We start from the raw sequence: 26,124 nt of genomic DNA, 5'->3' as shown, positions 1-26,124 counted from the left end.
CCCATCGGGCCGATGTTCGGATAGGGTCGCCGGACAATCGACGACGGGAGACATGATGGCCGACAGGCTCGAACTTCTTCGCGGGGTGGTCCACCCCTGGCACCATGACATCTTCGGCCACATGAACGTGCGCCACTATGCGCCGTTCTTCGACGATGCGGTCTTCCATATGTGGACCCGGCTCGGCCTGGCCTATTCGGAGATCATCCCGCAGCACGGCGTCCACACCGTCACCGCGCAGGCCACGACGCAGTTCGTCAAGGAGCTGACTGCCGGCGATCTCATCGTGATCGACGGCGTGGTCTCGCGCGTCGGCTCCAAGAGCGTGACCTTCCACCTGCGCATGCTCCACGCCGACACCGGCGCGCTGCACGCCACCTACGACCAGGTGGACGTCTTCTTCGATCCGCAGACGCGGGCCTCCGCCGCGATGCCCGACGGCGTGCGCGAAAAGCTCAACGCCCACCTCGTCGAACAGGTCTGAGGGCGGCGCCCCTGCGGACCTCCCCGGGCGCCGCAGGGGCACAGAACAAAATCGGCTTTGTCTCGAGTATCTTAGCCGATGCGGCGCGCGATATCTTCACTTTACGTGAATTGCCTTTGTGTTGCCTGGGTCGGGCGCTATGAATACCTCGCCATTTCAGCGTCACGCGAGGCAGTCATGATCCTTTTTCGACAGGCGGACCTCTCCGAATTCGCGCCGTTCTCGGGCCGGCGCGACACCGCGATCGCGATCGACCGCGTCGACGGCCAGATATCGACCGCCGCGGCGGTCGCCATGACCAACGGCAGCCCCCAGGACCTCGGCTCCGGGGCGGACACGGTGCTCGGCGTCTTCCGCGGCCGGGCGCTGGACCTCACGGTCGACGGACCGCTCGCCGTCACCGGGCTGGCGGCGTCCGCAAACCTTGCCACCGGCGCCGGTCGCGACCGCGTCTCGGGGCTGGTCGACGTCACGCAGGCGAGCGCCGAGGCGGCCACCATCGTCGGCCTCGAGGTTGCGGACGGTGCGATGCTGACCACCGGCCTCGGCGACGATATGGTCCGCGGCTCGGCGATCTGGCAGCGCGCGACACCTGCCGTCGGCGAGGGCCAGACCAGCGTCACCGGCGTCTCGGCGGATTATGTGGACCTCGGTGCGGGCCGCAACCAGCTCTCCGGCCACGCACAGGCGGTGCCCAGCGGCATGGACGGGGCGAGCGTCGACGCGGTGGGCCTCTCCGTCGCCACGGTGCTCGGCGGGGCGCAGAGCGAGAATATCGTCGGCACCGCCGCCACCTGGACCGACGCCGCGGTCGAGGCGACGGCGACGGGCGTCAGCGCCAACATCAGCGCCGGGCGCGGCAGCTTGCTCGTTCTCGCCGAGGCGACCGCGGAGTCGGGCGCCAGCGCATCGGCCGTCGGCCTCGGGGCCAGCGAGATCGGCACCGACGCCGGCGCCGGCCGCGCCGTGGTCGAGGCCCACGCGGACGCGCTCGGCCCGGAGGCGCGCGCCGAGGCGATCGCCTCCAGCGCCATCGAGACTGGCGACAGCGACGACACCATCACCGGTCTCGCCTCCGCGGTGGGCGAGGCGGCGAGCGCCGTCGGCATCGTCGCCACGACGATCGTCACCAACGGCGGGCGCGACTTCGTCGACGCGTCCGGCGAGGCGAACCCGGATGCGCTCGGCGGCGCGGAGCCCAGCCATGCGTCCGGCATCGTCGACAGCACGATCGACACCGGCTCGGAGCGGGACGTGGTGCTGGCGGGGGGGATCGTGGACCCGGGCAATCCGGGCTCGACCGGCGTCGCCGTCATTCGATCCGACATCGACCTCGGCTCCGGCAACGACCTCATCGTCGCGCGTGGCACGACCGGCGGCCTGTTCGACGAGCGCACCGGCGAGGGCGGCACCTTCGAGCATGCGCTGGAAGGCGGCTCGGGCAACGACGTGTTCGATATCCAGAACGGGTCCGGCTTCATCGACGGCGGCAGCGAGGCGGGGCTCTTCGGCGGCGACACGCTGATCCTCTACGGCTCGGCCGAGGACTACGGCTACGCGTATGACGCCGAGAGCGGCATCCTCAACATCGTCAACGGCGCCGAGACGGACCTCGACGTGACCGACGTGGAGTGGTTCGAGTTCTCGGACGAGCCGCTGGCGCGCTACAGCCTGGACGACCTGACCGCGATGCTGCCGGGCTGACGGACGGCGTGGCCGGCGGGGTTACTTCGCCGGCTCGCCGGGGGTGCGGCGCTCGAACAGATCGGGCCGGCGGGCGGCGGTGAGACGCAGCCGTGCCGCGCGCCGCCAGGCGGCGATCTTGCCGTGGTCGCCGGACATGAGCACCTCGGGAATCGGCGCGTCCTCCCACTGGGCGGGGCGGGTGTACTGCGGATGCTCGAGGAGCCCGTCGGCGAAGCTCTCCTCGTCGGCCGAGGCGGCGTTGCCCATCACGCCCGGCAGGAGCCGCACGATCGCGTCGAGCACCGCCATCGCACCGATTTCCCCGCCCGACAGGATGTAGTCGCCGATGGACACTTCCGTCAGGCCGCGCCGCTCGATGACGCGCTCGTCCACCCCCTCGAAGCGGCCGCAGACGATGGTGACGCCGGGCCCCGACGCGAGCGTGCGCGCCAGACCTTGGTCGAACGGGCGGCCGCGCGGGCTCATCAGGAGGCGCGGGCCGGTGCCGCCGCAGGTGTCGATCGCGCGGGCGAGGACGTCGGCCCGCATCACCATGCCGGGGCCACCGCCGGCGGGCGTGTCGTCGACGGAGCGGTGCCGGTCGGTGGCGCTGTCGCGGATGTCGACGGGGTCGAGCGTCCACTGTGTCCCCAGCGCGCGGCCGGCCAGTGCCGTGCCGAGCGGGCCGGGAAACATCGCCGGATAGAGCGTCAGGACGGTGGCGGCGAAGGTCACGCCTTCGCCTCGCCCTTCGCCTCTCCCGCCGTCTCTTCGGGCGTGGCGTCCGCGTCGGCCCCGTCCTCTGGCGCCGGATCGTCGAGCAGGCCGGGCACGGCGGCCACGGTCACGACGCCGCCGGCGAGGTCGACGTGGGGCACGACCTCGCGGGTGAACGGGACGAGGAGGGGCTTGTCGCCCAGGATATCGAGGAGGTCGCCGGCGCCGAAGTCGAACACGCCGCGGACGGTGCCGAGGGGCGTGCCGTCCTCCAGCCGCGCCTCGAGGCCGATCAGGTCGACGTGGTAGAACTCGTCCTCGTCCGGCCGCGGCAGGCGGGCGCGGGCGACGTGGAGCGCGGTGCCGCGCAGGGTCTCCGCGGCGTTGCGGTCGTCGATCCCGTCGATGGTGGCGACGATCGCCTTGCCGATGGGTTTCACCGACGTCAGCTTCATGGAGCGGCCGTCGGCGGTGGTGAAGGGGTTGTAGCGGCGCAGGCTCAGCGGGTCCTCGGCGAAGACCGTGAGCTTGACCGCCCCGCGCACCCCGTGGGGCGCGCCGATGGTCGCCATGAGGATGCCCTCCGCCGGATCGCCGGCGGCAGGACCGTCCGCCTTTGGAACGTCGGTCATGACGACCTCCCGGCTGGCTTACGCCTCGGTGGACTCGGCGGTGGCTTCGGCCTTGTCGGCCTCGGCCTGGCGGCGCGCCTCGGCACGCTCCTGCGCCTTCTTGCCCGGCTCGGCCTTCTTCGGGTTCGACCGCTCGGGACGCTTGGCGATGCCGGCCTGGTCGAGGAAGCGCAGCACGCGGTCGGTCGGCTGGGCGCCCTGCTTCAGCCAATGCTCGATGCGTTCCTGGACGAGCGTCACGCGCTCGGGATTGTCCTTGGCGAGCATCGGGTTGTAGCTGCCGACCTTCTCGATGAAGCGGCCGTCGCGCGGGGCGCGGACGTCGGCGACGACGATGCGGTAGTAAGGACGCTTCTTGGAGCCGCCGCGGGCGAGCCGGATCTTGGTGGGCATGGTGTCTCCTGGTTCTCTCTGGTTCCTGTGCGCTCGTGGCGCGGGGTTGGATGCGCTCAAAGCGCGGGTTCGAGCTCGTGAATCCGGGGCCGGCCGGTGGCGGCCTCGGGTTGGTGTCGCCACGCCCCGAAGGTGCGGCCGGCGATCTGGGTCGTGCCGTCGGGGACGGCGCCGACCCGGCGTGCCACCGCCTGCGAGGCGGCGTTGTCCGGGTCGATGAAGCTGACGAGGTCGGCGAGGCCCTGCTCGGCGGCCACCTCGCGAACGGCGGCGACGGCCTCGGCGGCGAAGCCCTGGCCGCGCGCCTCGGGCATCAGCGTGTAGCCGATCTCGGCGCACGGCCAGTTGAGTGGGTGCCACAGGCCGACGCTGCCGACGAAGCGGCCTTCATGCTCGAGCGCATACATGCCGTAGCCGCGCAGGTGCCACATGCCGGCGCGCTGGATGAAACCGCGCGTGGCGTGGAAGAGCGAGTTCGGGCCGCCGAGGTAACGCATGGAATCGGCGTCCGAGACCAGCGCCGCGAACGGGGCGAAGTGATCCGGCCGCCACTGGACGAGGGTGAGCCGCTCGCTGCGGATGCGCAGCGGCATCACGTTGGAGTCGAGCATCACCACCGCGTCGCGATCCGCCGCGGCCGGCGACATGGCGTGGTGCCAGATGTCGGCCGCGTCGCCGTTCAGCGTCACGCGCTCCCCGCGGGTGGCGCCGACGGCGGTCGCGACGCGCTGCGAGCCGACGTTGTCCGGCGCGATGGTGCTGATGAGGGCGCCGATGCCGACCGCCTCGGCGATCGACTTCACGGCGCGCACCGCCTCCAGCGCCCGGCCTTCGCCGCGCGAGCCCGGCAGCAGGCCGTAGGCGATCTCCGGCGCCGGCCAGTCGTGCGGGAACCAGAGGCCGGCGTAGCCGTGCAGGCGGCCACGCTCGTCGGTCAGCGCGTAGCAGCCGATGCCGTAGAGCCGCCACAGGCCGCTGAAGCGGGCCATCCGGTCGAGCGTGCCGGACCGGTCGGCCGGGCCGCCGATGAAGCGGGTCGACGCCGCGTCGCCGAAGAACTCGGCGAAGCCGGAGAGGTGGTGCATCGCGAACGGCTCCAGGATCATCCGCTCGGTGCGGATGGTCTGGGGCATGACGATGCCGTCGAGGGCCGCCTCGGCTTCGGCGCGGCCGGCCGGGATGCCGGAGAGGATCCCGGCGCCGCCGCTCGTCATTTGCGTTTGCCCTTTTGCCGCTTGCCCTTGCCGTGCCCGCCGCCGAGGCCCGGAAGGCCGGGCATGCCGGGGCCGCCGAGACCGGGCAGGCCCCCCGGACCGCCGAGGCCCGGCAGACCGCCGGGCGGCATGCCGCCGCCCATCCCGCCGGGCATACCGCCTTGGGGCATCTGCTTGGCGAGCTTCTCGAGGTCGGCCGGGTTCATGCCTTCCAGGCCCTTCGGCATGTCGGGAACGCCGCCGCCGCCCATGCCGAGCATCTGCCCGAGGCCGCCCATCATGCCGCCCTTCTTCTTGCCCATCATCTTCATCATGTCCGCCATCTGGCGGTGCATCTTCAGGAGCTTGTTGACCTCGGCGACCTCGGTGCCCGAGCCCGCGGCGATGCGCTTCTTGCGGCTCGCCTTCAGGATGTCGGGCTTCTTGCGCTCGATCTTGGTCATCGAGTTGATGATGGCGACCTGCTTCTTGATGATCCCGTCGTCGAGTCCGGCGGCGGCCATCTCCTTCTTCATCTTGCCGATGCCGGGCATCATGCCCATCAGCCCGCCGAGCCCGCCCATCTTCTCCATCTGACCGAGCTGGTCCTTCAGGTCGTTGAGGTCGAACCCGCCCTTGGCCATCTTCTGGGCCATGGCGGCGGCTTTTTCGGCGTCGACGTGCTCGGCCGCCTTCTCCACCAGGGAGACGATGTCGCCCATGCCGAGGATGCGGTCGGCGATGCGGCGCGGGTGGAACTCGTCCAGCGCGTCGGCCTTCTCGCCGACGCCGATGAGCTTGATCGGCTTGCCGGTGGTGGCGCGCATGGAGAGCGCCGCACCGCCGCGCCCGTCACCGTCGACGCGGGTCAGGACGATGCCGGTGACGTTCATCCGCTCGTCGAACGCCTTGGCGGTGGCGACGGCGTCCTGGCCGGTCAGGCTGTCGGCCACCAGCAGGATCTCGTGCGGGTTGGTGGCACGCTTGATGTCCGCGATCTCGGTCATCAAGGCTTCGTCGATCGACAGGCGGCCGGCGGTGTCGAGAATGACGACGTCGTAACCGCCGAGGCGGCCCGCGGTCATCGCCCGCTCGGCGATCTGGCGCGGGTTCTGGCCCGGCACGATCTTCAGGGTCTCGATGCCGTTCTCTTCGCCGAGGACGCGAAGCTGTTCCTGCGCGGCCGGGCGCTGGGTGTCGAGCGAGGCCATCAGCACGCGCTTCTTCTCGCGCTTCTGCAACCGCAGGCCGATCTTGGCCGACGTCGTCGTCTTGCCCGAGCCCTGCAGGCCGACCATCATGATCGGCACCGGGGCCGCGGCGGCGAGCGAGATCGGCTCGGCGGTCTCGCCCAGCATCTTCACCAGCTCGTCGTGGACGATCTTGACGACCATCTGGCCCGGCGTGACCGACTTCACGACCGTGGCGCCGACGGCCTCCTTGCGCACCTCCTCGACGAACTGCCGCACCACCGGGAGGGCGACGTCCGCCTCCAGCAGAGCGCGGCGGATCTCGCGCATCGCGGCGTCGACGTCGGCCTCGGACAGGGCGCCGCGGCCGGTCAGCTTGTCGAAGATGCCGGAGAGGCGATCCGAAAGGCTCTCGAACATGGGCAACCCCCGAGGTGGCGACGCCATGACGGCGACGGGCGACCGGCGAGCCGCAGGCGGCCAGCCAGACAGATGAGCAACGCAAAACGCGCCCGAGGGCGCAACGCGCTGTCGGGCGGTGGTGCGGCGAGGGCCGCGTCGCTGGGAGTTACGTGCTGGGAGGGCTCACGTCAAGTCGCGCGGGGCGCCGGGCGCTGCCGCGGGTGCCTTGCGTGCATTGTGGCCGGCGGGCAACACCGCGGACCATTCGTCTCGCAACGGTCGGATTCGGCTGCTGCGAGGGCCGTGGACGCTCCCGCGAGGGTCGTGCGGGAAGGGGCGCCGCCTTCGTGCACGATGCTCGGGTGGGTTCGCCGGAACCGTCTCTTCACGGCTGGGGACGGGGAACGGCGGCGGTGCCGGCATGCCCGGACCCCAGGGGGCGAAGGGTGGTGGATCGGCCGCGGCGGCCGGTCCGCTTAGAGGCGGCCGTGGAGGTCGAGCTCGCCCAGGGTCGCAGATTCCGCCACGATCGGCATCGGTCGGTCGTGAGAGAAAGGCCCACCGAAGGCCCAAGGCGAACGCGCCGGCTGGTTCGAGCTCGTCTCGGCCGGTTGGGTTTGCGCGGGGGTGGTCGTCTCGGTGGTGGGCGCGGTCACGCTGGCCATCGTCCTGAACTCCTTACTGACTGAAGCGGCCTGTGGAAGGTGAGTTCCATTAGGCCTTCGCAATCTGAACGCCAACCGAACAGCTTCTTTCCAATTGCAGAGGTGCCATGCATTCCAATTCTGATACGCGAAACCTTTGTCCCGTCCCCGCCATTGTTCGCTTTGAAGCGATTGGAGAGATCAATGGAAAAGCCGAACACCAACGGTCCGGACCGCACTCGGGACGCCGAGCGGATCGGCGAGACCGACATCGCCGGCGACGTGATGGGCAACAACCGGCTGCAGGGCGATGATCAGCTCAACGTCCACAACCAGCGCCAGGCCGTGCCGGACGCGAAACTCACCGCGGACGCCGACCCGGTCGAAAGCGCGCGCCTCCAGGACAAGGACGCGCGCGCCGAGGCCGAGCTGAACAAAGGCGGCGGCGTCCACCCGCATGCCGGCGAGGACAGATCATGAGCCTCCGGGAGCGCAGCGGCGCACGCGAACTCAACATCGACGACGACCTCGTGCGTCTGATCGTCGCCAAGTCCCGCGCGGCCCTCTTCGAGGTGCCGGACTCGGAGGCGGACGACGTGGAGATGGAGATCGAGATCGACTCGGCGACCTCGCTGTCGCGCGGAGACGAGAACTCCCTGTCCGACGAACGCATGCCGGACGAGACGCGGGAGGAGGCGTCCGCGATGATCGACTCGCTCAACGTCGACGAGCAGGCCGAACTGCTGGCGCTCACCTACATCGGCCGCGGCGACTACGAGCCGGCCGAGTTGGAGACCGCCGTGCGTGAGGCGAAGGCCGCGGCATCCGGCCCCGCCAGCGCGACCCTCTTCGAGATCGAGGTGTTTCCCACCCATCTGGAGAGCGGGCTCGACTCCTACCTCGCCTGGGTCGACCGTCAGGCGGCCTGACCCGCCTGCGATCGTCCGCCGCGCCGTCGGCGCGGCGGACCGTTCCGCCTCTCGGGCGGCGCCGGCTCATAGCCCGTTCAGCGGCACCTTGAGGTAGCGCTTGCCGTTCTGCTCCTCCTGCGGGAGCTGGCCGGCCTTCATGTTCACTTGCAGCGAGGGGAGGATGAGGCGCGGCATCGCAAGCGTCGCGTCACGTTCGGTGCGGAACCGGACAAACTCCGCCTTCGTGCGCCCACCGCCGACGTGGATGTTGTGCGCCCTTTCGTCGGCCACCGTCGTCTCCCAGCGGATCTCGCGTCCGCCGGGGCCGTAATCGTGGCACATGAAGAGTCGCGTCGCGCCCGGCAGCGCCAGCACCTTTTGGATGGAATCGTAGAGCTTTTCCGCATCGCCGCCCGGGAAGTCGGCCCGCGCCGAGCCGCCGTCTGGCATGAACAGCGTATCGCCCACGAACGCCGCATCGCCCATGACGTGCGTCATGCAGGCCGGGGTGTGGCCGGGAGTGTGCAGCGCCGTGCCCTTCATCGTGCCGACGGTGTAGGTGTCGCCATCGTCGAACAGGCGGTCGAACTGGGAGCCGTCGCGCTGGAACTCCGTCCCCTCGTTGAAGATCTTGCCGAACGTCTCCTGCACCACGGTGATGTTGCGGCCGATGCCGAGCCGGCCGCCCAGCTCCCGCTGGATGTAGGGCGCGGCCGACAGGTGGTCGGCGTGGACGTGCGTCTCGATCAGCCACTCCACAGCCAGGCCGCGCGATCTGACGAAGGCGATGATCCGGTCGGCGTGGTCGGTGGAGATGCGGCCGGCGGCGTAGTCGATGTCCATCACGCTGTCGACGATCGCGCAGGCGTTCGACGCGGGGTCCTTTACAACGTACGAGATCGTATGGGTGTCGGGGTCGAAGAAGCCTTCGACTTCGGGCTTTACCGTTAGATCGACCGGATCCTGCATCACGTCCTCCGTTTGCTGGCCGCGGTGGCGGCCGGGTGGCTCTCGTCGGATGCCGCGCGGGCCGGGACGAGGCGCGTCGCGACGATCCCGGCGGCGAGGGCGGCGACGAAGACGAAGACGTCCGCCACGCCGGTGCCGAGCATCGGCAATGCGCCGCCGGGGCAGAAGCCGGCGATCCCCCAGCCGACGCCGAACAGCGCCGAACCGCCGACGAGCCGCCGGTCGATCGCGGTGTCGGCCGGGAGGGCGAAGCGGGAGGCGAGGAGGGGCCGCGGACGGACGAGCACGAGGCGATATCCGGCGAAGGTGACCGCCAACGCCCCGCCCATGACGAAAGCGAGAGACGGATCCCAGGTGCCGGCGAGGTCGAAGAAATTCAGCACCTTGGCCGGGTTGCCCATGCCCGAGATGGTGATGCCGAGCCCGAAGACGGCACCGGTGAGGATGGCGGCGAGGACGCGCATGGCTCAGGCTCCCAGGATGTGGCGCAGCACGAAGACCGTGGCGAAGGTGGCGAGCATGAAGGTCGACGTGGCGACCATCGAGCGGGGCGACAGGCGGGCGAGGCCGCACACCCCGTGCCCCGAGGTGCAGCCACCGCCGAGAGTGACGCCGACACCGACGAGGAGACCGCCGAGGACCAGCCCCCACGGCCCGGCCGGCACCTCGACCGGCGGCCAGGCGCCGGTCAGCAGCAGCGCGAGCGCCGGCCCCAGTGCCATTCCGGCGATCAGGGCGACGCGCATCGGCCATTCGGCCCGCTCGCCGAAGCCGAGCGCGCCGGCGAGGATGCCGGTGGCGCCGAGGATGCGCCCCAGCAGCGCCATAAGCATGACCGCCGAGAGGCCGATGAGGGCACCGCCGGCGAGCGAGGCGATCGGGGTGAAGTCTGTCGGCAACGCGGCCTCCTGTGACGCTTCGATCTCGCCGCGGCTGTGCCCGGCGGCGCCCTCGGCGGGTTTCTGGGCGTGGACCGGACCCCGCGGGGGCGGCTGTTGGGCTATAGATGATGGAGCGGCGGTGATCCGGGAAATTGATTTATTCGCGCCGTGTGATTGAAATATGCGATGACCACCCTGCGTCAGCTCCGCTTTCTCGTCGCCTTGTCCGACACGCTCAACTTCTCGCGGGCGGCGGAGGCCTGCCACGTCACGCAGCCGACCCTGTCGACCGGGCTCAAGGAGCTCGAGCTGGCGCTGGGCGCGCAGCTGGCCGAGCGCAGCCGCCACTCGGTGGTGCTGACGCCGGTGGGCGCCGAGGTGGCGCGGCGGGCGCGCACGGTGCTGGCGGAAATCGGCGAGCTGGAGCACGTCGCCCGCGCCTCGGCGGTGTTCGGCACCGGGTCGATCCGCTTCGGCGCGATCCCGACGGTCGGTCCCTTCCTGATGCCGCGCGCGCTGCCGCTCATCCGCGCGACCTTTCCGCAGCTGCGGCTCTATCTCCGCGAGGAGCTGACCGCCTCGCTGGTCGACGGGCTCGTCGCCGGGCGGCTGGACCTGGCGCTCATCGCCCTGCCGCACGACCTCCCGGCCGAGATCGACACGCAGGCCCTGTTCGACGACGGCTACCAGCTCACCGTGCCGCGCGGGCATCCTCTGGCGAACCGCGAGGCGGTTGAGGGGCGCGACCTCGAGGGGCGGGAGCTGCTGCTGCTGGAGCGCGGCCACTGCCTCCAGCGCCACGCCTTGTCGAGTTTCCCGGACCTCGCTCTCGCCAAGGACGACACCTTCGCGGCGACGAGCCTGCCGACGCTGGTGGCGATGGTCGAGCAGGGGATCGGGCTGACGCTGCTGCCCAACGTCGCCGTCGCCGCCGGCGTGGCGCGCGGTCACGACGTGGCGCTCACCGACCTCGCCGGGGCGCGGCCGCGCCGTGTGGTGCTGGCCTACCGCGCGTCCTCGGCGCAGAAGGACCTCTTCGCAGCGCTCGGCGCCGAGCTGGTCGAGGCGCGCGGGCTGCTCTTCGCCGAGGCGGACCGGCCGGCGGCGTAGCCGGCGTCAACGCTGGCGCAATTCGCCCACCAGCTGCACCACCAGGTTGCGCAGCCACGCGTGCCCCGCGTCGTTGCCGTGCGACGCGTGCCACAGGAGCGAGACGGCCACGTCGTCGATCTCGACCGGCGGCGGGCTGAGGTCGAGGCCGTATTCGTCGGCGAACAGGCGGGCGACGCGGGCGTGCATCGTCACCAGCACCGGCGCGCGGGCGACCAGCGCGGCAACGCCGAGGAACCGCGGCGTCGTCAGCACGACTGTGCGCGCCAGCCCCAGCGCCTCCAACGCGTCGTCCACCACCCCGCGCACCCCTTCGCCGTGGCGCAGGCTGGTGAGGATGTGCGGCACGCTGGTGTAGTCCTCCAGTGACAGCGGCGCGCGCTTGCCCGTCTGCGCCGCGGAGAACATGCAGACATAGCTCTCCGAGAAGAGCAGGCGCCATTTGTGATGCGCGCGCCCGTGCGGATAATCGCCATAGCCGATCGCCAGCTCGATATGGTCGGCGTCCAGGTCGTCCAGCACCTCGACCGAGTCGATGTTGTGCAGCCGCAGCCGGATGCCGGGCGCGTGCGCGCGCAGGTGCGCCAGCAGAGGTGGCCCGATCAGCATCTCCATGCTGTCGGGCAGGCCGAGGCGGAAGGTGCGCTCGGCGGTGGCGGGGTCGAACGCGTCGTCGCGGGCGAGCAGAGTGCGCACGTCGGCGAGCGTGGCGTCGACCGGGCCCGTCAGCGCCATCGCGCGCGGGGTGAGGCGCAGGCCCTCGGGGCCACGCGTCAGCAGCTCGTCGTCGAACAGCGCGCGCAGGCGGGCGAGGTTGTGACTCATCGCCGACTGACTGAGCCCGACACGCGCCGCCGCCCGTGTCACGTTGCGCTCCGCCAGCAGCGCCTCGAGGTGGACCAGAAGGTTCAGATCGACCCGCGAGAGATCGATGCCATCGATAGTCACAATGCAGCCCATCCGTTTGATCGATGCGGGTGGAGGTCCAATCTGTCTCCCGTCACGACCGGACGGCGTGCCCGCCCGGTCCTCGAACGTCAGGAGACTATCATGACCATCCGTCACACCGCTCTCGCGGCCGTTCTCGCTCTCGCCCCGCTCGCCGGACCGGCGCTCGCCGGCGAGGTCGGCCCCAGCCGCGCCCATCCGATCGACCTCGGCGCCGTCTCCGGCGTCGCCTATTATACCGTGGAGCCGCAGGGCTTCCGCGTCGTCGCGACGCTCGCCGACGGTGCCGAGGGCACGCCGCTTCGCGTCACCAGCATCCTGGCGCCGGGCCAGAGCGTGGTGCTGTCGACGCCGCGGATCGCGGGCGCGGTCCCGGTCGAGCTGGTGATCAGCCGCGAGGCCGACACCCTCCTCGTCCACGACACGTCCATCGTCACCAACTGAGGCGCCGGCCGCCCCGGCGTGGGCGGTCCGGAGGTCGCGCGGCGACGGGGCGTGCCGCGCGCCGGCCTCCGCATGGCTGATGCCCGATCGTGGCCCGAACCGCCCCGTTCTGCGGTCACGGGGTGGCAGCCATACGATGAGATCGCGGCTCTCTCCTGTCCGCCGCCCGCGAGCGGCTCCGCCCCTCCACCGGCGCGAGGCGCCTCAGTCGAGCAGGCGGCGCACGCTGGACAGGAGCCGCTTGGGCGGGAACGGTTTGAGGATGTAGTCGCGCGTGTCGTCGCGGATCTCCTCCAGCCACTCGACGCGATCCGTGTAGCCCGTCATCAGCAGGAGCTTCACGTGCGGCCGGTCGCGGATCAGCCACTCGGCGAGGTCGCGCCCGCCGAGTTTGGGCATCACCACGTCGCTGACCACCAGCCGGATCGACTGGTCGGCTTCGATCAGGCCCTTGCCCTCCAGGCCGTTGTCGCGCCACGTCACCTTGAAGCCGCCGCGCTCCAGCACCTTGCTCACCACGGTGGCGACGTCGCTGTCGTCCTCGATGAGGAGGATGTGCGGGGCCGCATCGTCTTTCCGGACGATCGCCCCGGCGACCTCCGGGACGCCGCCCTCGCCCGGCAGGTAGATGGTGACGACGGTGCCCTTGCCGGGGGTCGAGCGCACGTCGATCGTGCCGCCCGCGCGTCGCACGTACGCCCGGCTCACCGAGAGGCCGAGGCCGCGCCCCGCCCCGACCGGCTTGGTGGTGAAGAACGGGTCGAAGATGCGCGGCATGTCCTCCGGGGCGATCCCGCTGCCCGTGTCGCTCACCGTCAGGGTCGACCAGTCGCCCTCCGGCAGGCCGTTGGGCGCGCCGTGCACCATGCCGGTGGCGATGCGGATCGTCCCGCCGGCGCTGGTCGCGCTCATGGCGTTGACGACGAGGTTCATCACCACCTGGCGCATCTCGTTGGGGTCGACGACGACGAGGTATCGCTCGGTCGGCTCGTCGACCTCCAACTCGATGTCGGCCGGGATGGCGGACCGCAGGATCGGGGTATGCTCGGCGACCAGCGCGCCGAGGTCGGTCCGCCGCGCCTCGGAGGTATGGCTCTGCGACAGGATGCGGATCTGCTCGGAGAGGACGCGCAACCGGTCGACCACCTCGTCGATCTTGTCGAGCAGGTCCGATCCTTCGCCGCCGACATGGGTGCGCAGGAAGTAGAGGTTCGTCATCGCGACGACGAGCATGTTGTTGAACTCGTGCGAGATGCCGCCCGCCATCAGCCGGATCGCATCGGCCTTCTGCGATTGCGCGAGCTGGTCCTGCAGGTCCACCTTGTCGGTCACGTCGCGAACCAGGGCGAGGGTGGCCGGCGCGCCGTTCCAGTCCACCGAGGCCAGGCGGATCTCGCCGATGCGCCGTTGCCCCTCCGCCAGGAATTCGAGCTGGCCGGTGCCGTTGTCGCCGACGGAGAAGGCGAGCGACTGGCCGACCAGCTCTTCTCCCGGCGCCACGAACATGGCCACCGCAGCCGCGTTCGCCCGCAGCACGATGCCGCCGTCGTCGGTCACCACCACCGCGTCGGGGTTGGCGTCGACCAGCTCGCCGAGGTCGCGTGCCTCGCGCTGGGCGGCGTCGAGCTGCGCGCCCCAGCGGGCCAGCAGCGGGGCCGAGCTGACGAGGTGTGCCGCCGACTCCAGGACGATCACCGCCGCGGGCAAGGCATGCGGCCAGTGTGCATCGGCAATGGCGACGACGAGATGCTTGCGCCCACGTTCGACCACCCATGCGGGCAGCGCGCCGTCCACGAGGTCCGCCGGGTTGACCAGCAGGATGTCCCGCTCGCGCAGGGCCGAGCGGGCGGCGGCCAGGTCGTCCACCAGCACGGCGGATATGCGGGTCGGGCCGTCGAGGTCGAAGCCGGCGAGGGGATCGAGTTCGTCCTCGCCGCGCGTGCGAACGATCCGAACCATGCTGACCCCCTCTGGTGACACGTCAGTCCTCGTCGTCGGGTATCAGGGAGCCGAGCCGATGCGACTCGGAGCTGATGGTATACGTGGGCACACCCGACAGGATGCCATGGATCCCGGTGAACGGGCCGAGGATGCGCATGCCGTTGGCGTCGATGACGTATTCGCGGATGGCCTTTTCGTGCCACGTGCCGCGCATCTTCAGCACCATCACGCCCCGCCGCATCTCGCCGTTGATCTCGACGTAGCGCAGCAGGATGATCGAGTCGGTGATCGTCGAGATGTGCGTCTCGGTGACCGACTCGGTGCCCATCAGCAGCGACGTCGTGTTGGTGAAGACGGCGGTGATCTGCATCACCTTGATGTGCGAGGTGAGGCCGATCACGAACTCGCGGAACGACTTGGGCGTCGACACGCGCTCGAAGGCCGAAAGGCTGTCGACGGCGATGCGCTTGGGCTTGAAGTCGGCGATCTGCCGCTTCATGCGCAGGAGGTGATCCTCCAGGCCGACCTCTTCGGGCGAATGGCTGGCGATACGCAGGAGGCCGGACGATTCCGCGCCGTCGAAGTCGACCCCCCAGGCGGCCGCGTTGCGGGTGAGCTGCTCGCGCGCCTCCTCCGCGGCGAAGAGCAGCATGCGTTCGCCGTTGTTGATCGCGGCGCGCACGGTTTCGGCGACCATCAGCGTCTTGCCGGTCCCGGTCGCGCCCGAGACCAGGAGGATCGAGCTCTCGTAGAGGCCCCCGCCGGTCATGCGGTCCAGCACCTCGATACCGGAGGTGATGCGGGTATTGGGCGCGCGCTGGTACAGCGTGGTGGACGACAGCGGCACCACCGTCACCCCGTCCTCGCGGTCGATGGTGAAGGGGAACTCGCCGCGCTGGTGGTCGGTGCCGCGGCACTTCAGGATCTCGATCGTGCGCCGTCGCGTCTCGTTTTCGAGGCGGTTGCGCAGCACGATGACGTTGTCGGCGATGTATTCCTCGACCCCGAAACGGCCGATCTGCCCCTCGTTCTCGGAGCGTTCCACCGTGACGAGCACGGTGGTCCCGAGGTCCATGCAATGGGAGATGATGCGCAACAGCTCGCGGCGGACCATGCCGGGATCGGCGAACTGGGGGAACAGCGAGCCGATCGAATCCAGCACCACGCGCCTGGCCGAGACGGTCTTCACCGCCGCCTCGATGCGCGCCAGCAACGCCGACAGGTTCAGCGTGCCGAGGTCGACCTGCTCCTCCTGCGGCTCGGGCGTGACGTCGACGATCGCGAGCTTCTTGCGGTCGATCAGCGACTGAAGGTCCCAGCCGAAGCCCAGGACGTTGCGCAGCAGGCGTGCCGGCCGTTCCTCGAAGGTGACGAAGACGGCGTTCTCGTCGTGGTCGTTGACGCCGGCGTACAGCACCTGGAGCGAGAAGACGGTCTTGCCGCTGCCGGAGGCGCCGGCGATCAGCGTCGAGCCCCCTTCCGGCAGGCCGCCGTAGGAGATTGCGTCGAAACCGTTGATACCGGAGGCGATCTTGGGAAGCGTGTAGTGCGGATCGATCGACATGTCGGTTAGTTCTGTGCCCCGGGTCCGTAGACTTCGATCTCCAGAGCCTCGATGACGGCCAGGTGATTGGCGAATTCGCCCATGATTTTCTTGCGCGGTCCAGGCTGTTCGCGCACCAGGGTCGGCGTGGCGAGGATCTTGTCACGCTCGGCCCGTGCGGGGTCTTTCAGGACATCCACGAATTCGAGTTCGTAGGCGTTGGGGAGATGGGTCTTGGCGATCGACTCGATGTGCCGGATCGCCGCGTAGGAGCGAGCGCTCTCGCCACTGACGTACAGGCTAAGACGATAGATCATGTGCCGCACGCCCCTCCATCGTCGCTTGTGACGACCTGTAGAATTCGAGCAGGACGCCCATCATTTCCAATGCGAAGAGGCGCCCTTCGACGACGAGCTCGCACTGCCGCTCGATCGGCAGTTCGCCGGAAGCCAGCTCCAGCGCCGCGGCGTGGACCGCGATGAGGTCGCGCGGCGCGCAGTTCAGCCGGCCGAGCCGGTCGGCGATGTCCGACATCCCCTCGCGCGGCTTGCGCATGCGGTTGTTGATGGCGGTCGTGTAGCTGATCAGCGTTTCGTAATAGCGCGTGGCGCAGGCGCGGAACTCGTCGGGCGCGCGGGCCCGCAGCGGGCTCAGCGCCGGCTTGGGCTGGTCGCCGTTGGACATGGTCTGGTACTGCGCGCGGGCGTCGGAAATCGTGCGCAGCTCCGCCTCGCGCCGCCGGATGATGGCGTAGCCGAGGGCGCGCAGCAGGGCGCGGGCGTCGACCTCGTTCTTGCGAAGATAATCCTCGGCGCCGGCCTCCAGGCACCGCATCGCCAGCTCGTCCTCGCCCATCCCGGTCAGCACGATGACCGGCACATGCGACACGTCGCGCACCGCGCCGACGCTCGACGTGCCGCGGGAGTCCGGCAATGTGAGGTCGAGCAGAACCGCGTCGTAATGGGTGCGGCGCAGGTGCTCGAGGGCATCGGTGAGGTTGCTGGCGCGGGTCAGAGTGTACCGGTCGGTCGTGCTTTCTTCCAAATAGGCCTGGAACAACGCCGCGTCTCCGTCCTCGTCTTCGATGAGAAGAACGGGGAAGACCTGTGATCGAGAAAGCTTTCCCCGAGGTGCAGCCATGACCTTTTCCTGGTGGAGGCAGCGCTCTCGCGGCGAGCATCGCTGCAACGACGATTATGATGCGGAGCCGATCGCCCGATGCGGCGGCGTTCTTCCGGCACACTGTTTCACAACCCAGGAATATGCTCAACCCGAACGCGCGCTCCTCGCTCTGCTCGCCGCACGCCGGGGGGCGCCGCCGGCACGCGTCGGCCCTGCGCGCCAAGTCCAGCGCACGCCGGCGGTTTTCCACCTCCGGGCGAGGGCCGCCGCTCCGCGCCGGCCACCCCGGCCGCCGCCGCGACAGCGGGCGAACCCGGCAACATTCCGCAGCTGTGCCGATGCGCGCAAGGAGCCGGATATGACAAGATACCGATCCCGCAAAAGCCCCGTTCGTGCCGAGGTCGGGGCGCAGACTCGCGTGGCGGACCCGCATGGCCGAGAACGGCACGCGGCAGGTCCACGCGCTCGGTCGTCGGAAACCGAGCGTCTACGAGCGTCTATGGGAAATGGCTGGGGCGGCTGGATTCGAACCAGCGCATGGCGGTACCAAAAACCGCTGCCTTACCACTTGGCTACGCCCCAATCGGGGTCACCGTTTAGCGCCTTCCTCCCGCATCGGCAACCGGATCGGGCGGGGTGGCGAGGTCGGCGCGGCGGGGGAGGTCGGCGCCGCGGCGCGTGCAGGTGACGCCGGCCGCCCGCACCGCGAATTGCAGCACGGCGCGGCACGCCGCCTCGTCGAGCGCGGCGATCTGCGGCGCCGTCGTCACCCCGGCGTCCGACAGCGCGGCGAGGACGGCGGCGAGGAAACTGTCGCCCGCGCCCACGGTGTCGACCACGGCGACCGGGGCGGCGGGCACCGTCACCGTTCGGGCGCGGGTGTGGAGCGTCGCGCCGCGCGGCCCGTCGGTGACGATCACGGCGGTGATCCCCTCGGCCAGCCAGCGCGCGACCACCGTTTCGGCCGCCTCCGCGTAGGTCTCGTCGAGGTCCTCGCGGGAGGTCTTCACGAGATCGGCATGGGCGGCGAAATCGGCGATGCGGCGGCGCCAGACGGCAGCGTCGGGCTCGACGGTGCGGCGCACGTTGGGGTCGAGAACCACCAGCGGGGCGGGGCGGGCCGCCTTGGCCCGGCGCGCCAGTTCCAGGAACGAGCAGCTGGTCGGCCGGGTGATGAGCGAGAAACAGCCGAACACCAGCGCGTCGAACCCGGAAGGGTCGGGCAGATGGGCGACCTCGACCTGCCGGTCCGCCGCCCCCTCGCCGTAGAAGGCGTAGGCGGGCGAGCCGTCCGGCCCCGGCGTGACGGTCGCCAGCGTCGTCGGGGCGGGGGTGCGCACGAGGTGCGAGGTGTCGACCCCTTCGCCGGCGAGGAAGGCGGCGAGGCGCTGGCCGAACATATCGTGGGAGACGCCCGTCAGCTGGCTCACCGGGCGGCCGAGCCGCGCCAGCCCCACGGCGACGTTGAGCGCCGAGCCGCCGATCCGCGCATCCAGCGCGAAGCCCTTCTCGGTCGGTCCCTCGACGAAGACGTCGTAGAGCATCTCACCGCACACGAGTACGCTCATTCTTCCTCCTCCGGTGGCATCCCGCAACGCCGGCTTGCCTGTTGCACTCTTTTCTTCAACGGTACCGCATTCCGAGCCCGTATTAACCCCAGGGACGACCATGACGCGCCGACCTCTCGTTTACTCCGCCGTGGCGGTGCTGGCGCTCGCGATCGGCGCGACACTCGCCCTGTGGCAGCTGGAGGGGCGCAGTTCCGATGTCCTGAAGCTCAGCTCGGGCACCAGCGGCGGGACCTACGCCGCCTTCGGCGAGGTGCTGGCCACCACGCTGGAGCGCAAGGGCGTCGCCCGGATCGAGGCGATGCCCTCCGCCGGGTCGAGCCAGAACGCCAAGCGCATCCAGGACGGCGAGGCCGCGTTCGGCCTCATCCAGGGCGACACGCCGGTCGCCAGCAACGTCACGGTGATGGCTCGTCTCTTCCCCGAGGCCTTTCACCTCGTCGCACGCGTCGGCTCGGGGATCGAGTCGGTCAACGATCTGCGCGGCAAGACCATCGGCCTGATGCCGCCGGGTGCGGGTTCCAACGCGCTGTTCGATCGCCTGCTGGCGCACTACGAGGTGCCGGAGTCGTCGCTGACGATCATCCGCGGCAATCTGGCCGACCATGCCGAGGCGATCCGCAAGGGCGAGATCGACGCCTTCTTCATGGTGGTGGCGCTGGGCAACCAGACGATCCAGGAGATCATCAAGTCGACGCCGACGCAGCTGGTGCCGATCGACCAGGCCGAAGCGATGGCGCTGTTCGACCCGGCGCTGGAGGCCAAGGAGGTGCCGGTCGGCGCCTACTCCGGCGAGCGGCCGGTGCCGGATCGGCCGATCCCCGTCGTCTCGGTGCGCAGCCTGCTGGCCGTGGGCCGCAACGTCCCCGATTCCACGGTGGAGGCGGTCACCCGCGCCCTCTTCGAGCAGCGCCAGGCGATGGTGCGCCAGCTTCCGCAAGCCGCCTTCATCACCGCCCCCACCGACGAGGAGCGGCTGGCCTTCGGCGTCCATCCGGGGGCGGACCGCTACTACGAGCAGGACGACCCCATCTTCATCGTCGAGTACGCCGAGCCTCTGGCGCTGGGGGTGACGGCGCTGGCGCTGCTGGCCTCCGGCCTGTGGCAGGCGCGGATCTGGCTCTCCAACGCGCGCAAGAACCGAGCAGACCATTATAATCTCGAAATCGTCGAGATCGTGTCACGCATCGAGGCAGCGGACAGCGACGCGGAGTTCGACCGCATCCGGCTCGATTTGTTCGCCTTATTCGAACGGGTGATCGTCGACCTCGATCTCGACCGCATCGAAGAGAAGTCGCTGCTCTCATTCTCCTTTGCGTGGCAAGCTGCGGCCTCTACGTTGAACCATCGGCAACTTCTGGTGCGATCGGACCGGGCGGCGGGGCTGGCAATTCGGCCGGATGTGGTGCCGACAACGTGACGAAATTGAGATGAAATCATGTCATTCAGCCTATAAATTAGGCATATCAGATGTATGAAGGGCGTTTTTTCTCAAAAATCCGAACAATAGTGCATTCATCGGATTTTTCATGCATTGCTGCTATGCAAATGAGATTTCAGATGAAAATGCAATTGGCCTGCACATGACTCGGTTCGGGACAGCTAGTCGCATCGCGACGCCTGCGCCCCCGGGGGCAACATTGCTCGTCGTCACGGTGGAGGCGATCGCGCGTCGCATCGTCAGCGGCCAGGTCCCCATCGGCGGCATCCTGCCGAACGAGACCGATATCGTCGAGGAGCTGGGCGTCTCGCGCACCGTGGTGCGGGAAGCGGTGCGGACCCTCGTCGCCAAGGGCATGCTGCGGACTCGCCGCCGCCTCGGCACCGAGGTCACGCCGGTCGAAAGCTGGAGCCTGTTCGATCGCAACGTGATCGACTGGCGGATTCGCTACGACCCCGACGACAAGGTGCTCGACGACCTGGTCGACTTCGTCCTGGCGGTGGAGATGATCGCCTGCGGTCGCGCCGCCGAGGACGACAGCTTCGACCGAGCGGCCCTCAAACTCGCCTTCGAGCGGATGGAAGCGGCCAACACGGCCGACCGCGAAGAGCTCGCCAACGTCGAATACCGGTTCCATCACACCTTGATCGATGGAGCCAACAACCAGTTCTGCGGTCACGTCTACGGCGTGATCGAGACGGCGCTGTCCACCTTCATGTCGCCCCTTTTCCTGGACGCGGACAGCCACACCGAGGCGCTGGGCGACCATCGCACTCTCACGGAGGCGATCCTCCGCGGCGACGCGGCGAGCGCGCGCGGGGCGATCGAGCGGCTCGGCCACCTGCGCCGCCGCAACCTGCGCCAGGCCCTGCGCGCCCGCCGGAACGACGCCAAGCCTCGCAACCGTTGAGGCCGACCGGGGGCGAGCCTTCCACCTGCGGGTGAGCGTCGAGCGTTCCGGCGACGCCGGCATTCGGGCCGGACGCGTCTTCTGTGATCGCCGTGTCATATTCGCGGTCTATGCGGCAGCCACATCGCTCGACCCCAAGAGGACGCCATGAAGACACTCGCGTTGGCCACGACGGCGATCGCGCTCGCGATCGGTTCCGCTCAGGCCCAGGACCTGCCGCAGGCTTCCAGCCAATGGTTCACCGATGCCCAGGCAACGCTGAACGAGAAGATCGCCCGCCAGCCGATCACCACCCCGGCCAAGAACGTGATCCTCTTCGTCGCGGACGGCATGGGTGTGGGCACCAACTACGCCATCCGCCTGTTCGCCGGGCAGCAGGAAGGCAAGCTCGGCGAGGAGCACGTCCTCCCGCACGAGGCGTTCCCGTACCTGGCTCTGGTCAAGACCTACAACGTCAACGCCCAGACGCCCGACTCCGCGCCGACCGCCGGCTCGATGAACACCGGCGTCAAGCAGATCTTCAACACCATCAACCTCGCCCCCGAGGGCGGCGTCCATGACGATTGCGCCTCCGAGGAGGGCAACCGCCTGACGACCTTCGCCGAGATGATGAGCGGAGAGGGCAAGTCGGTCGGCGTCATCTCCACCGCGCGCCTCACCCACGCCACCCCCGCCGCGGTCTACGCCAAGACGGCCAACCGCAATTGGGAGGGCGACGTGCCGGAGAGCTGCACCGGCTCCAAGGACATCGCCACCCAGCTCTTCGACCAGATGCAGGCCGGCGTCGTCGACCTAGCCATGGGCGGGGGTCGCCGCTACTTCGTGCCCGCCGGCACGCCGACCGACGAAGGCGGCGACGGTCGCCGCAAGGACGAGGTCAACCTCGTCCAGCAGGCGAAGGACGCGGGCGTGCAGTACGCCTGGAACACCGAGACCTTCGAGGGCCTGACGCTGGACGGCTCGACCCCGGTGCTGGGCCTCTTCGAGGACTCGCACATGGCCTACGAGGCCGACCGCGACCCCGCCGAGGAGCCCTCGCTCGAGGAGATGACCCGCGCCGCCATCCAGTACCTCGCCAACAACGAGGACGGCTACTACCTCGAGATCGAGGCCGGCCGCGTCGACCATGCCAACCACGACGGCAACGCCTACCGCACGCTGACCGACGGCGTGGAGTTCGCCGAGGCGATCGCCGCCGCCGACGCGCTGACGAACGACGAGGACACCCTCATCATCGTCACCGCCGACCATGAGCATGCCATCGCGTTCAACGGCTACTGCGGCCGCGGCTCGCCGATCCTGGGCCTGTGCATGGAGATCGTCGCCGGTCAGGTCGAGCACGGCGAGAAGCCCGAGCTCGCCGACGACGGCAAGCCCTACACCGTGATCGGTTACCTCAACGGTCCGGGCGCGGTCATCAAGAAGCAGGCAGACGACAGCTACGCCGCCCCCGAGGGCCGCGCCGAGCTGACCCAGGAGGAGGCCACCGACATCGACTTCGTCCAGGAGGCGATGATCCCGATGTCCTCCGAGTCGCACTCCGGCGAGGACGTCGCCATCTACGCCAAGGGGCCGTTCGCCCACCTGTTCGACGGCACCGTCGAGCAGAACTACATCTTCCACGTGATGGACTATGCGGTGAAGGGCGGCGCGCAATAATCCTGCCGCCGCGACCCACGGGAGGCCGCTCCGGCGGCCTCTCATCTCTATTTGTCATCGAGTAACGGAATGCGGACGATGGATCGTCGGACCTTCCTCACCGGGGCGTCAGCCCTCTCGCTCGTCACGCTGGCGCGGCCGGCCCCGGCTGCGGACGACGCGGTGAAGCTGCGCGAGCTCTACCTCAAGGGCGGCGACTTTTCCGACTATGCCAAGGCCCGGACCGGCCGGCGGGTCGATGTCGCCGGCTACATGGCCCCGCCGCTGAAGGCGGATGCGCGCTTCTTCGTGCTGACCAAGCGGCCGATGGCGGTCTGCCCCTTCTGCGAGACTTCGGCCGACTGGCCGGAGGACATCCTCGCCGTCTACCTCAAGCGCAACCTCGACGTGGTGGCCTACAATGTCCCCATCGTCGCCCGCGGCACGCTGGAGATCGGCGACTATCGCGACCCCGACACGGGCTTCCTGTCGCGCGTGCGCCTGACCGACGCGAGCTTCGAGCGCGACTGAGCGCGGTTGAACGCGGCCGCTCCCTCCCACGCCGCGGCGCGCCCGCCGGCGCCAACCATCGAGGCATCATGGGCCTTTCTCTCGCCGTCTCGTCGCTGGTGGTGAGCGCTTCCGACCGCCGCCTCGTCGCGGTGGCCGACTTCGCCGCGGCACCGGGCGAGTGCGTCGGTATCCGCGGACCGTCGGGCGCCGGCAAGTCGACCTTCCTTTACGCGATCGCCGGCCTGATCCCCGACGCGCGCGGCCGTGTCGCCTGGGGCGAGCGGGACATTCTCGCCATCCGCTCCGGCGCCCGCGCCCGCTTCCGGCGTGACAATGTCGGCCTCGTCTTCCAGGACTTCCTGCTGTTCGAGGAGCTTGGGGCGGAGGCCAACGCCGCGATCTGCGCCGCCTTCTCCCCCCGCCGCCGGCGGGCCCCGTTGCGCCGCCGGGCGAGCGAGCGTCTCGCCGAACTCGGCGTCCCAGCCGGCCGCCGGGCCGCGCGCACCTTCTCGGGCGGCGAACGCCAGCGCATCGCGCTCGCCCGCGCGCTCACCGCCGACCCCGAAGTCATCCTCGCCGACGAGCCGACCGCCAGCCTCGACGCCGTCGCCCGCGCCCACATCGTCGACGATCTCGTCGGCGCCGCGCGCGGGGGTGGCAAGACGCTGATCGCGGTCAGCCACGACGACGCGTTGCTCGCCGCGATGGACCGCGTCGTCACGATCGAGAACGGCGCCCTCGTCATGGGCGACGCGGAGCCGGCCCATGCTTGACCGCCTGCCGCCCGCGCTGACCGAGACGCTCGCCATGCTCTGCGCGCAGTATGACCGCCTGCGTCTCGGCTGGGAGAGCCTCGCCCCCGGCATGCAGGACGCCCTCTTCACCGTGGGTCTGCTGCTGCCGGCGCTGCTCCTCGGCCTCGCGCTCACCGCCGGCTTCCGTCCCGCCTCCCTGGTGGGGGCGATGCTGTGGCGCTTCCGGCTGACGAACCTGATGTTCGTGGCGCTGATCGCGATCTCGGTCGGCATCGGCGTCGGCCTGATCGCCCAGGAGCGGGGTCTGCGCGCCGGCACGGCCCGCGCGGCCGACAAGTTCGACCTCGTCCTCGCCGCGCCGGGCAGCGAAATGACGATGCTGCTCGCAGCCGTCTATCTGCAACCGGCCGACGTGCCGCTCCTCTCGGGCGAGGTCTACGCGCAAGTCGCGGCCGATCCCCGCGTCGCCGTCGCCGCGCCGATCGCTTTCGGCGACAGCGTCCATGGAGCCCCCGTCGTCGGCACCACGCCGCGCTTCGTCGACCACCTGGGCGGGGCCCTCGCCGAGGGCCGGGTCTTCGCCGACGAGACGGAGGCGGTGGTGGGCGCCCACGTGCCGCTGGCGGTGGGCGACGCGTTCGAGCCCGCGCACGGCCATGGCCCGGCCGCCGACGAGCACGCCCACGAGGGCGCCGACTTCCACGTCGTCGGCCGCATGGCGCCCACCGGGAGCCCCTGGGACCGCGCCGTGCTGGTCCCGGTGGAGGCCGTGTGGCACGTCCACGGGCTCGCCAGCGGCCACGGGGCGGGCTGGGACGGGGCCGTCGGCGAGCCGTTCGACGCGGCGTCCTTCCCCGGCACGCCGGCGATCATCGTGCGGGCGGACGAGATGTGGGCCAACTACGCCCTGCGCTCGGACTTCACGCGCGCGGACGTGATGGCCTTCTTCCCCGGTGCGGTGCTCGCCCAGCTTCACGCCCTGCTGGGCGACGTGCGGCAGGTGATGTCGCTGCTGGCGATTGTCACGCAGGTCCTGGTGGCGGCGGGGGTGCTGACGGGGCTCGTCATCCTCACCCGGCTCTATGCGCAGCGGCTGGCGCTGCTGCGGGCGCTGGGCGCGCCGGTGCGGTTCGTCCTGGCGGTGGTATGGTCCTACGCGGCGGTGCTGATCTCGGTCGGCGCGGTGGCGGGGCTCGGCGTCGGCTACGGGGCGACGCTCATCCTGTCGCGCGTCCTCACCGCGCGGACGGACATCCTCGTCACCGCCGCGCTGGGGTGGCGCGAGGTGCATCTCGTCGCCGCATTCGTCACCGTGGCGGTGGTGTTGGCGCTGCTGCCGGGGCTCGCCGCCTCGCCGCGCAGCGTCGTGCGCGCGCTGCGCGGCTGACCCGCTCAGTCGAGGAGACGGCGCGCGAGATCCGCGATCACCGCCGGGTCCGTCCAGTCGAGCGAGCCGGCGGCCACCTCGGCCGTCCCGTCGGCGGCGACGAACACCGTCGCGGGATAGCCGGTGAGGCCGAAGGCGTCGCCCGCCGTCCCTCGGGCGACGCGCAGGGTGTCGAGCGCCACCCCGACCCGGTCGGCGAGAAAGGCCCGCACCTCGCCGATCGGCCGGGTGTCCACCGACACCAGGAGGACGCGCGCCGCGAGGTCCGGCCGGTCCGCCAGCAGCGCGTCGAGGCGCGGCAGTTCCGCGAGGCACGGCGCGCACCACGTCGCCCAGAAGTGGACCGCCGCCGGTGCCCCGCCGAGGTGCGCCGCCAGAGGGCGCACGATCCCTTGCGCGTCCTCGACGGCGAGCGCGGCCGCCCGCTCCCCCGGCCCCGCGGCGTTCACCGGACCGGCGGCGCAAAGCGCGGCGGCGAGGCGGCCGGCGAGGTGGAGCACGCGGCGGCGCGTGGGGCAGGCGGGGAGGGCGGGTCGGGGCATCGCATCGTCTCGCGGCCGGTCGCGGTCGGGCCGTCCTACCGCCTCGCCGTGACGGGAGGAAGGCGGTCTCCGTCCGCCGTCGACGCGCCGCTTGCGGCTCTCCCGCGGCAGGTGTAGTTCGCTTGCGTGTCACACACGTTCTGGTCATCCGTCCGTCGGG

The 26,124-nt window shown here is 70.2% G+C and carries 27 protein-coding genes and 1 tRNA gene; 12 read left to right on the top strand and 16 right to left on the bottom strand.

The genetic code is table 11. The features are described from left to right. The first annotated feature begins 52 nt into the window (after positions 1-52). Both MRB58_RS06925 and MRB58_RS06920 read left to right on the top strand, forming a co-directional pair. On the top strand, positions 53-484 hold the full coding sequence (locus tag MRB58_RS06925; RefSeq protein WP_244780987.1) for a thioesterase family protein: 432 nt from the start codon (positions 53-55) through the stop codon (positions 482-484). A gap of 177 nt (positions 485-661) precedes the next feature. Further along, entirely contained in the window at positions 662-2,188 is a 1,527-nt protein-coding gene (locus MRB58_RS06920) for a hypothetical protein (RefSeq protein WP_244780986.1), read from the top strand. A gap of 21 nt (positions 2,189-2,209) precedes the next feature. On the opposite strand, the gene trmD is transcribed toward MRB58_RS06920, so the two are convergent. Genes trmD through ffh form a run of 5 tightly spaced genes read right to left on the bottom strand, consistent with a single transcriptional unit; the run spans position 2,210 to position 6,715 of the window. Then, positions 2,210-2,905: a tRNA (guanosine(37)-N1)-methyltransferase TrmD gene (gene trmD / locus MRB58_RS06915; protein WP_244780985.1), complete on the bottom strand. Its 696-nt coding sequence runs from the start codon at positions 2,903-2,905 to the stop codon at positions 2,210-2,212. Continuing rightward, positions 2,902-3,519, bottom strand: coding sequence for a ribosome maturation factor RimM (gene rimM / locus MRB58_RS06910; RefSeq protein WP_244780984.1), 618 nt, complete (start codon positions 3,517-3,519; stop codon positions 2,902-2,904). Before rimM ends, trmD begins: the two co-directional genes overlap by 4 nt. Before the next feature lie 18 nt (positions 3,520-3,537). After that, the gene (rpsP, locus tag MRB58_RS06905) at positions 3,538-3,912 is read right to left on the bottom strand and encodes a 30S ribosomal protein S16 (protein WP_244780983.1); all 375 of its coding nucleotides are present in this window, start codon (positions 3,910-3,912) and stop codon (positions 3,538-3,540) included. A gap of 56 nt (positions 3,913-3,968) precedes the next feature. Continuing rightward, positions 3,969-5,126 (bottom strand): GNAT family N-acetyltransferase, encoded by a 1,158-nt coding sequence (locus tag MRB58_RS06900; protein ID WP_244780982.1) that lies wholly within the window; start codon positions 5,124-5,126, stop codon positions 3,969-3,971. Continuing rightward, entirely contained in the window at positions 5,123-6,715 is a 1,593-nt protein-coding gene (ffh, locus tag MRB58_RS06895) for a signal recognition particle protein (RefSeq protein ID WP_244780981.1), read from the bottom strand. The genes MRB58_RS06900 and ffh overlap by 4 nt, the downstream gene beginning before the upstream one ends. A gap of 830 nt (positions 6,716-7,545) precedes the next feature. On the opposite strand from ffh, the gene MRB58_RS06890 reads away from it, so the two are divergent. After that, positions 7,546-7,821 (top strand): hypothetical protein, encoded by a 276-nt coding sequence (locus MRB58_RS06890; protein WP_244780980.1) that lies wholly within the window; start codon positions 7,546-7,548, stop codon positions 7,819-7,821. Beyond that, entirely contained in the window at positions 7,818-8,270 is a 453-nt protein-coding gene (locus MRB58_RS06885) for a DUF3775 domain-containing protein (protein WP_244780979.1), read from the top strand. The genes MRB58_RS06890 and MRB58_RS06885 overlap by 4 nt, the downstream gene beginning before the upstream one ends. Before the next feature lie 66 nt (positions 8,271-8,336). Here the strand turns inward: MRB58_RS06885 and MRB58_RS06880 are convergent, their stop codons facing one another. Genes MRB58_RS06880 through MRB58_RS06870 form a run of 3 tightly spaced genes read right to left on the bottom strand, consistent with a single transcriptional unit; the run spans position 8,337 to position 10,120 of the window. Further along, entirely contained in the window at positions 8,337-9,221 is an 885-nt protein-coding gene (locus MRB58_RS06880) for an MBL fold metallo-hydrolase (RefSeq protein ID WP_244780978.1), read from the bottom strand. After that, positions 9,221-9,685, bottom strand: a complete 465-nt coding sequence (locus tag MRB58_RS06875) for a DUF6691 family protein (protein ID WP_244780977.1) — start codon at positions 9,683-9,685, stop codon at positions 9,221-9,223. The genes MRB58_RS06880 and MRB58_RS06875 overlap by 1 nt, the downstream gene beginning before the upstream one ends. A 3-nt stretch (positions 9,686-9,688) precedes the next feature. After that, complete coding sequence (locus MRB58_RS06870) at positions 9,689-10,120, bottom strand: YeeE/YedE family protein (RefSeq protein WP_244780976.1); 432 nt, start codon at positions 10,118-10,120, stop codon at positions 9,689-9,691. Positions 10,121-10,288: 168 nt separating this feature from the next. Here MRB58_RS06870 and MRB58_RS06865 point away from each other — a divergent pair, with 168 nt between their 5' ends. Continuing rightward, positions 10,289-11,212: a hydrogen peroxide-inducible genes activator gene (locus MRB58_RS06865; protein WP_244780975.1), complete on the top strand. Its 924-nt coding sequence runs from the start codon at positions 10,289-10,291 to the stop codon at positions 11,210-11,212. A gap of 6 nt (positions 11,213-11,218) precedes the next feature. On the opposite strand, the gene MRB58_RS06860 is transcribed toward MRB58_RS06865, so the two are convergent. Then, positions 11,219-12,160 carry a LysR family transcriptional regulator gene (locus tag MRB58_RS06860; RefSeq protein ID WP_244780974.1) on the bottom strand — a complete coding sequence of 314 codons (942 nt, stop codon included), beginning with the start codon at positions 12,158-12,160 and terminating at the stop codon, positions 11,219-11,221. Positions 12,161-12,262: 102 nt separating this feature from the next. On the opposite strand from MRB58_RS06860, the gene MRB58_RS06855 reads away from it, so the two are divergent. After that, the gene (locus tag MRB58_RS06855; RefSeq protein ID WP_244780973.1) at positions 12,263-12,604 is read left to right on the top strand and encodes a hypothetical protein; all 342 of its coding nucleotides are present in this window, start codon (positions 12,263-12,265) and stop codon (positions 12,602-12,604) included. A gap of 204 nt (positions 12,605-12,808) precedes the next feature. Here MRB58_RS06855 and MRB58_RS06850 read toward each other — a convergent pair whose 3' ends face one another. The 6 genes from MRB58_RS06850 to MRB58_RS06825 form a co-directional block, all read right to left on the bottom strand. Then, a complete protein-coding gene (locus MRB58_RS06850; protein ID WP_244780972.1) occupies positions 12,809-14,563 on the bottom strand; it encodes an ATP-binding protein in 1,755 nt (584 codons plus the stop codon). A 22-nt stretch (positions 14,564-14,585) separates the two neighbouring features. Beyond that, on the bottom strand, positions 14,586-16,109 hold the full coding sequence (gene kaiC, locus MRB58_RS06845) for a circadian clock protein KaiC (protein ID WP_244780971.1): 1,524 nt from the start codon (positions 16,107-16,109) through the stop codon (positions 14,586-14,588). A 5-nt stretch (positions 16,110-16,114) separates the two neighbouring features. Then, entirely contained in the window at positions 16,115-16,405 is a 291-nt protein-coding gene (locus tag MRB58_RS06840; protein WP_244780970.1) for a circadian clock KaiB family protein, read from the bottom strand. Beyond that, entirely contained in the window at positions 16,389-17,228 is an 840-nt protein-coding gene (locus tag MRB58_RS06835) for a response regulator transcription factor (protein WP_244780969.1), read from the bottom strand. The genes MRB58_RS06840 and MRB58_RS06835 overlap by 17 nt, the downstream gene beginning before the upstream one ends. 489 nt (positions 17,229-17,717) lie before the next feature. Further along, positions 17,718-17,792, bottom strand: a tRNA-Gln gene (locus tag MRB58_RS06830). Between the two features lie 14 nt (positions 17,793-17,806). Further along, complete coding sequence (locus tag MRB58_RS06825) at positions 17,807-18,778, bottom strand: carbohydrate kinase (protein WP_244780968.1); 972 nt, start codon at positions 18,776-18,778, stop codon at positions 17,807-17,809. A 100-nt stretch (positions 18,779-18,878) separates the two neighbouring features. Between MRB58_RS06825 and MRB58_RS06820 the strand changes: the two genes are divergently transcribed. From MRB58_RS06820 to MRB58_RS06795, 6 genes are all read left to right on the top strand, one after another. Then, positions 18,879-20,198, top strand: coding sequence for a TAXI family TRAP transporter solute-binding subunit (locus MRB58_RS06820; RefSeq protein ID WP_244780967.1), 1,320 nt, complete (start codon positions 18,879-18,881; stop codon positions 20,196-20,198). A gap of 220 nt (positions 20,199-20,418) precedes the next feature. After that, positions 20,419-21,129: a FadR/GntR family transcriptional regulator gene (locus MRB58_RS06815; RefSeq protein ID WP_244780966.1), complete on the top strand. Its 711-nt coding sequence runs from the start codon at positions 20,419-20,421 to the stop codon at positions 21,127-21,129. Between the two features lie 147 nt (positions 21,130-21,276). Further along, entirely contained in the window at positions 21,277-22,788 is a 1,512-nt protein-coding gene (locus MRB58_RS06810) for an alkaline phosphatase (protein ID WP_244780965.1), read from the top strand. 78 nt (positions 22,789-22,866) lie between these two features. Next, positions 22,867-23,298 carry a hypothetical protein gene (locus tag MRB58_RS06805; protein WP_244780964.1) on the top strand — a complete coding sequence of 144 codons (432 nt, stop codon included), beginning with the start codon at positions 22,867-22,869 and terminating at the stop codon, positions 23,296-23,298. A 68-nt stretch (positions 23,299-23,366) separates the two neighbouring features. Then, positions 23,367-24,053 carry an ABC transporter ATP-binding protein gene (locus MRB58_RS06800; protein WP_244780963.1) on the top strand — a complete coding sequence of 229 codons (687 nt, stop codon included), beginning with the start codon at positions 23,367-23,369 and terminating at the stop codon, positions 24,051-24,053. Beyond that, entirely contained in the window at positions 24,046-25,422 is a 1,377-nt protein-coding gene (locus MRB58_RS06795; RefSeq protein ID WP_244780962.1) for an FtsX-like permease family protein, read from the top strand. The genes MRB58_RS06800 and MRB58_RS06795 overlap by 8 nt, the downstream gene beginning before the upstream one ends. 5 nt (positions 25,423-25,427) lie before the next feature. On the opposite strand, the gene MRB58_RS06790 is transcribed toward MRB58_RS06795, so the two are convergent. Further along, positions 25,428-25,964 carry a TlpA disulfide reductase family protein gene (locus MRB58_RS06790; protein WP_244780961.1) on the bottom strand — a complete coding sequence of 179 codons (537 nt, stop codon included), beginning with the start codon at positions 25,962-25,964 and terminating at the stop codon, positions 25,428-25,430. Positions 25,965-26,124 lie beyond the last annotated feature (160 nt).

It is taken from the genome of Acuticoccus sp. I52.16.1 (genome assembly GCF_022865125.1).
In the GTDB taxonomy this organism is placed as follows: Bacteria; Pseudomonadota; Alphaproteobacteria; order Rhizobiales; family Amorphaceae; genus Acuticoccus.
This window is presented reverse-complemented; position numbering and strand designations above follow the sequence as displayed.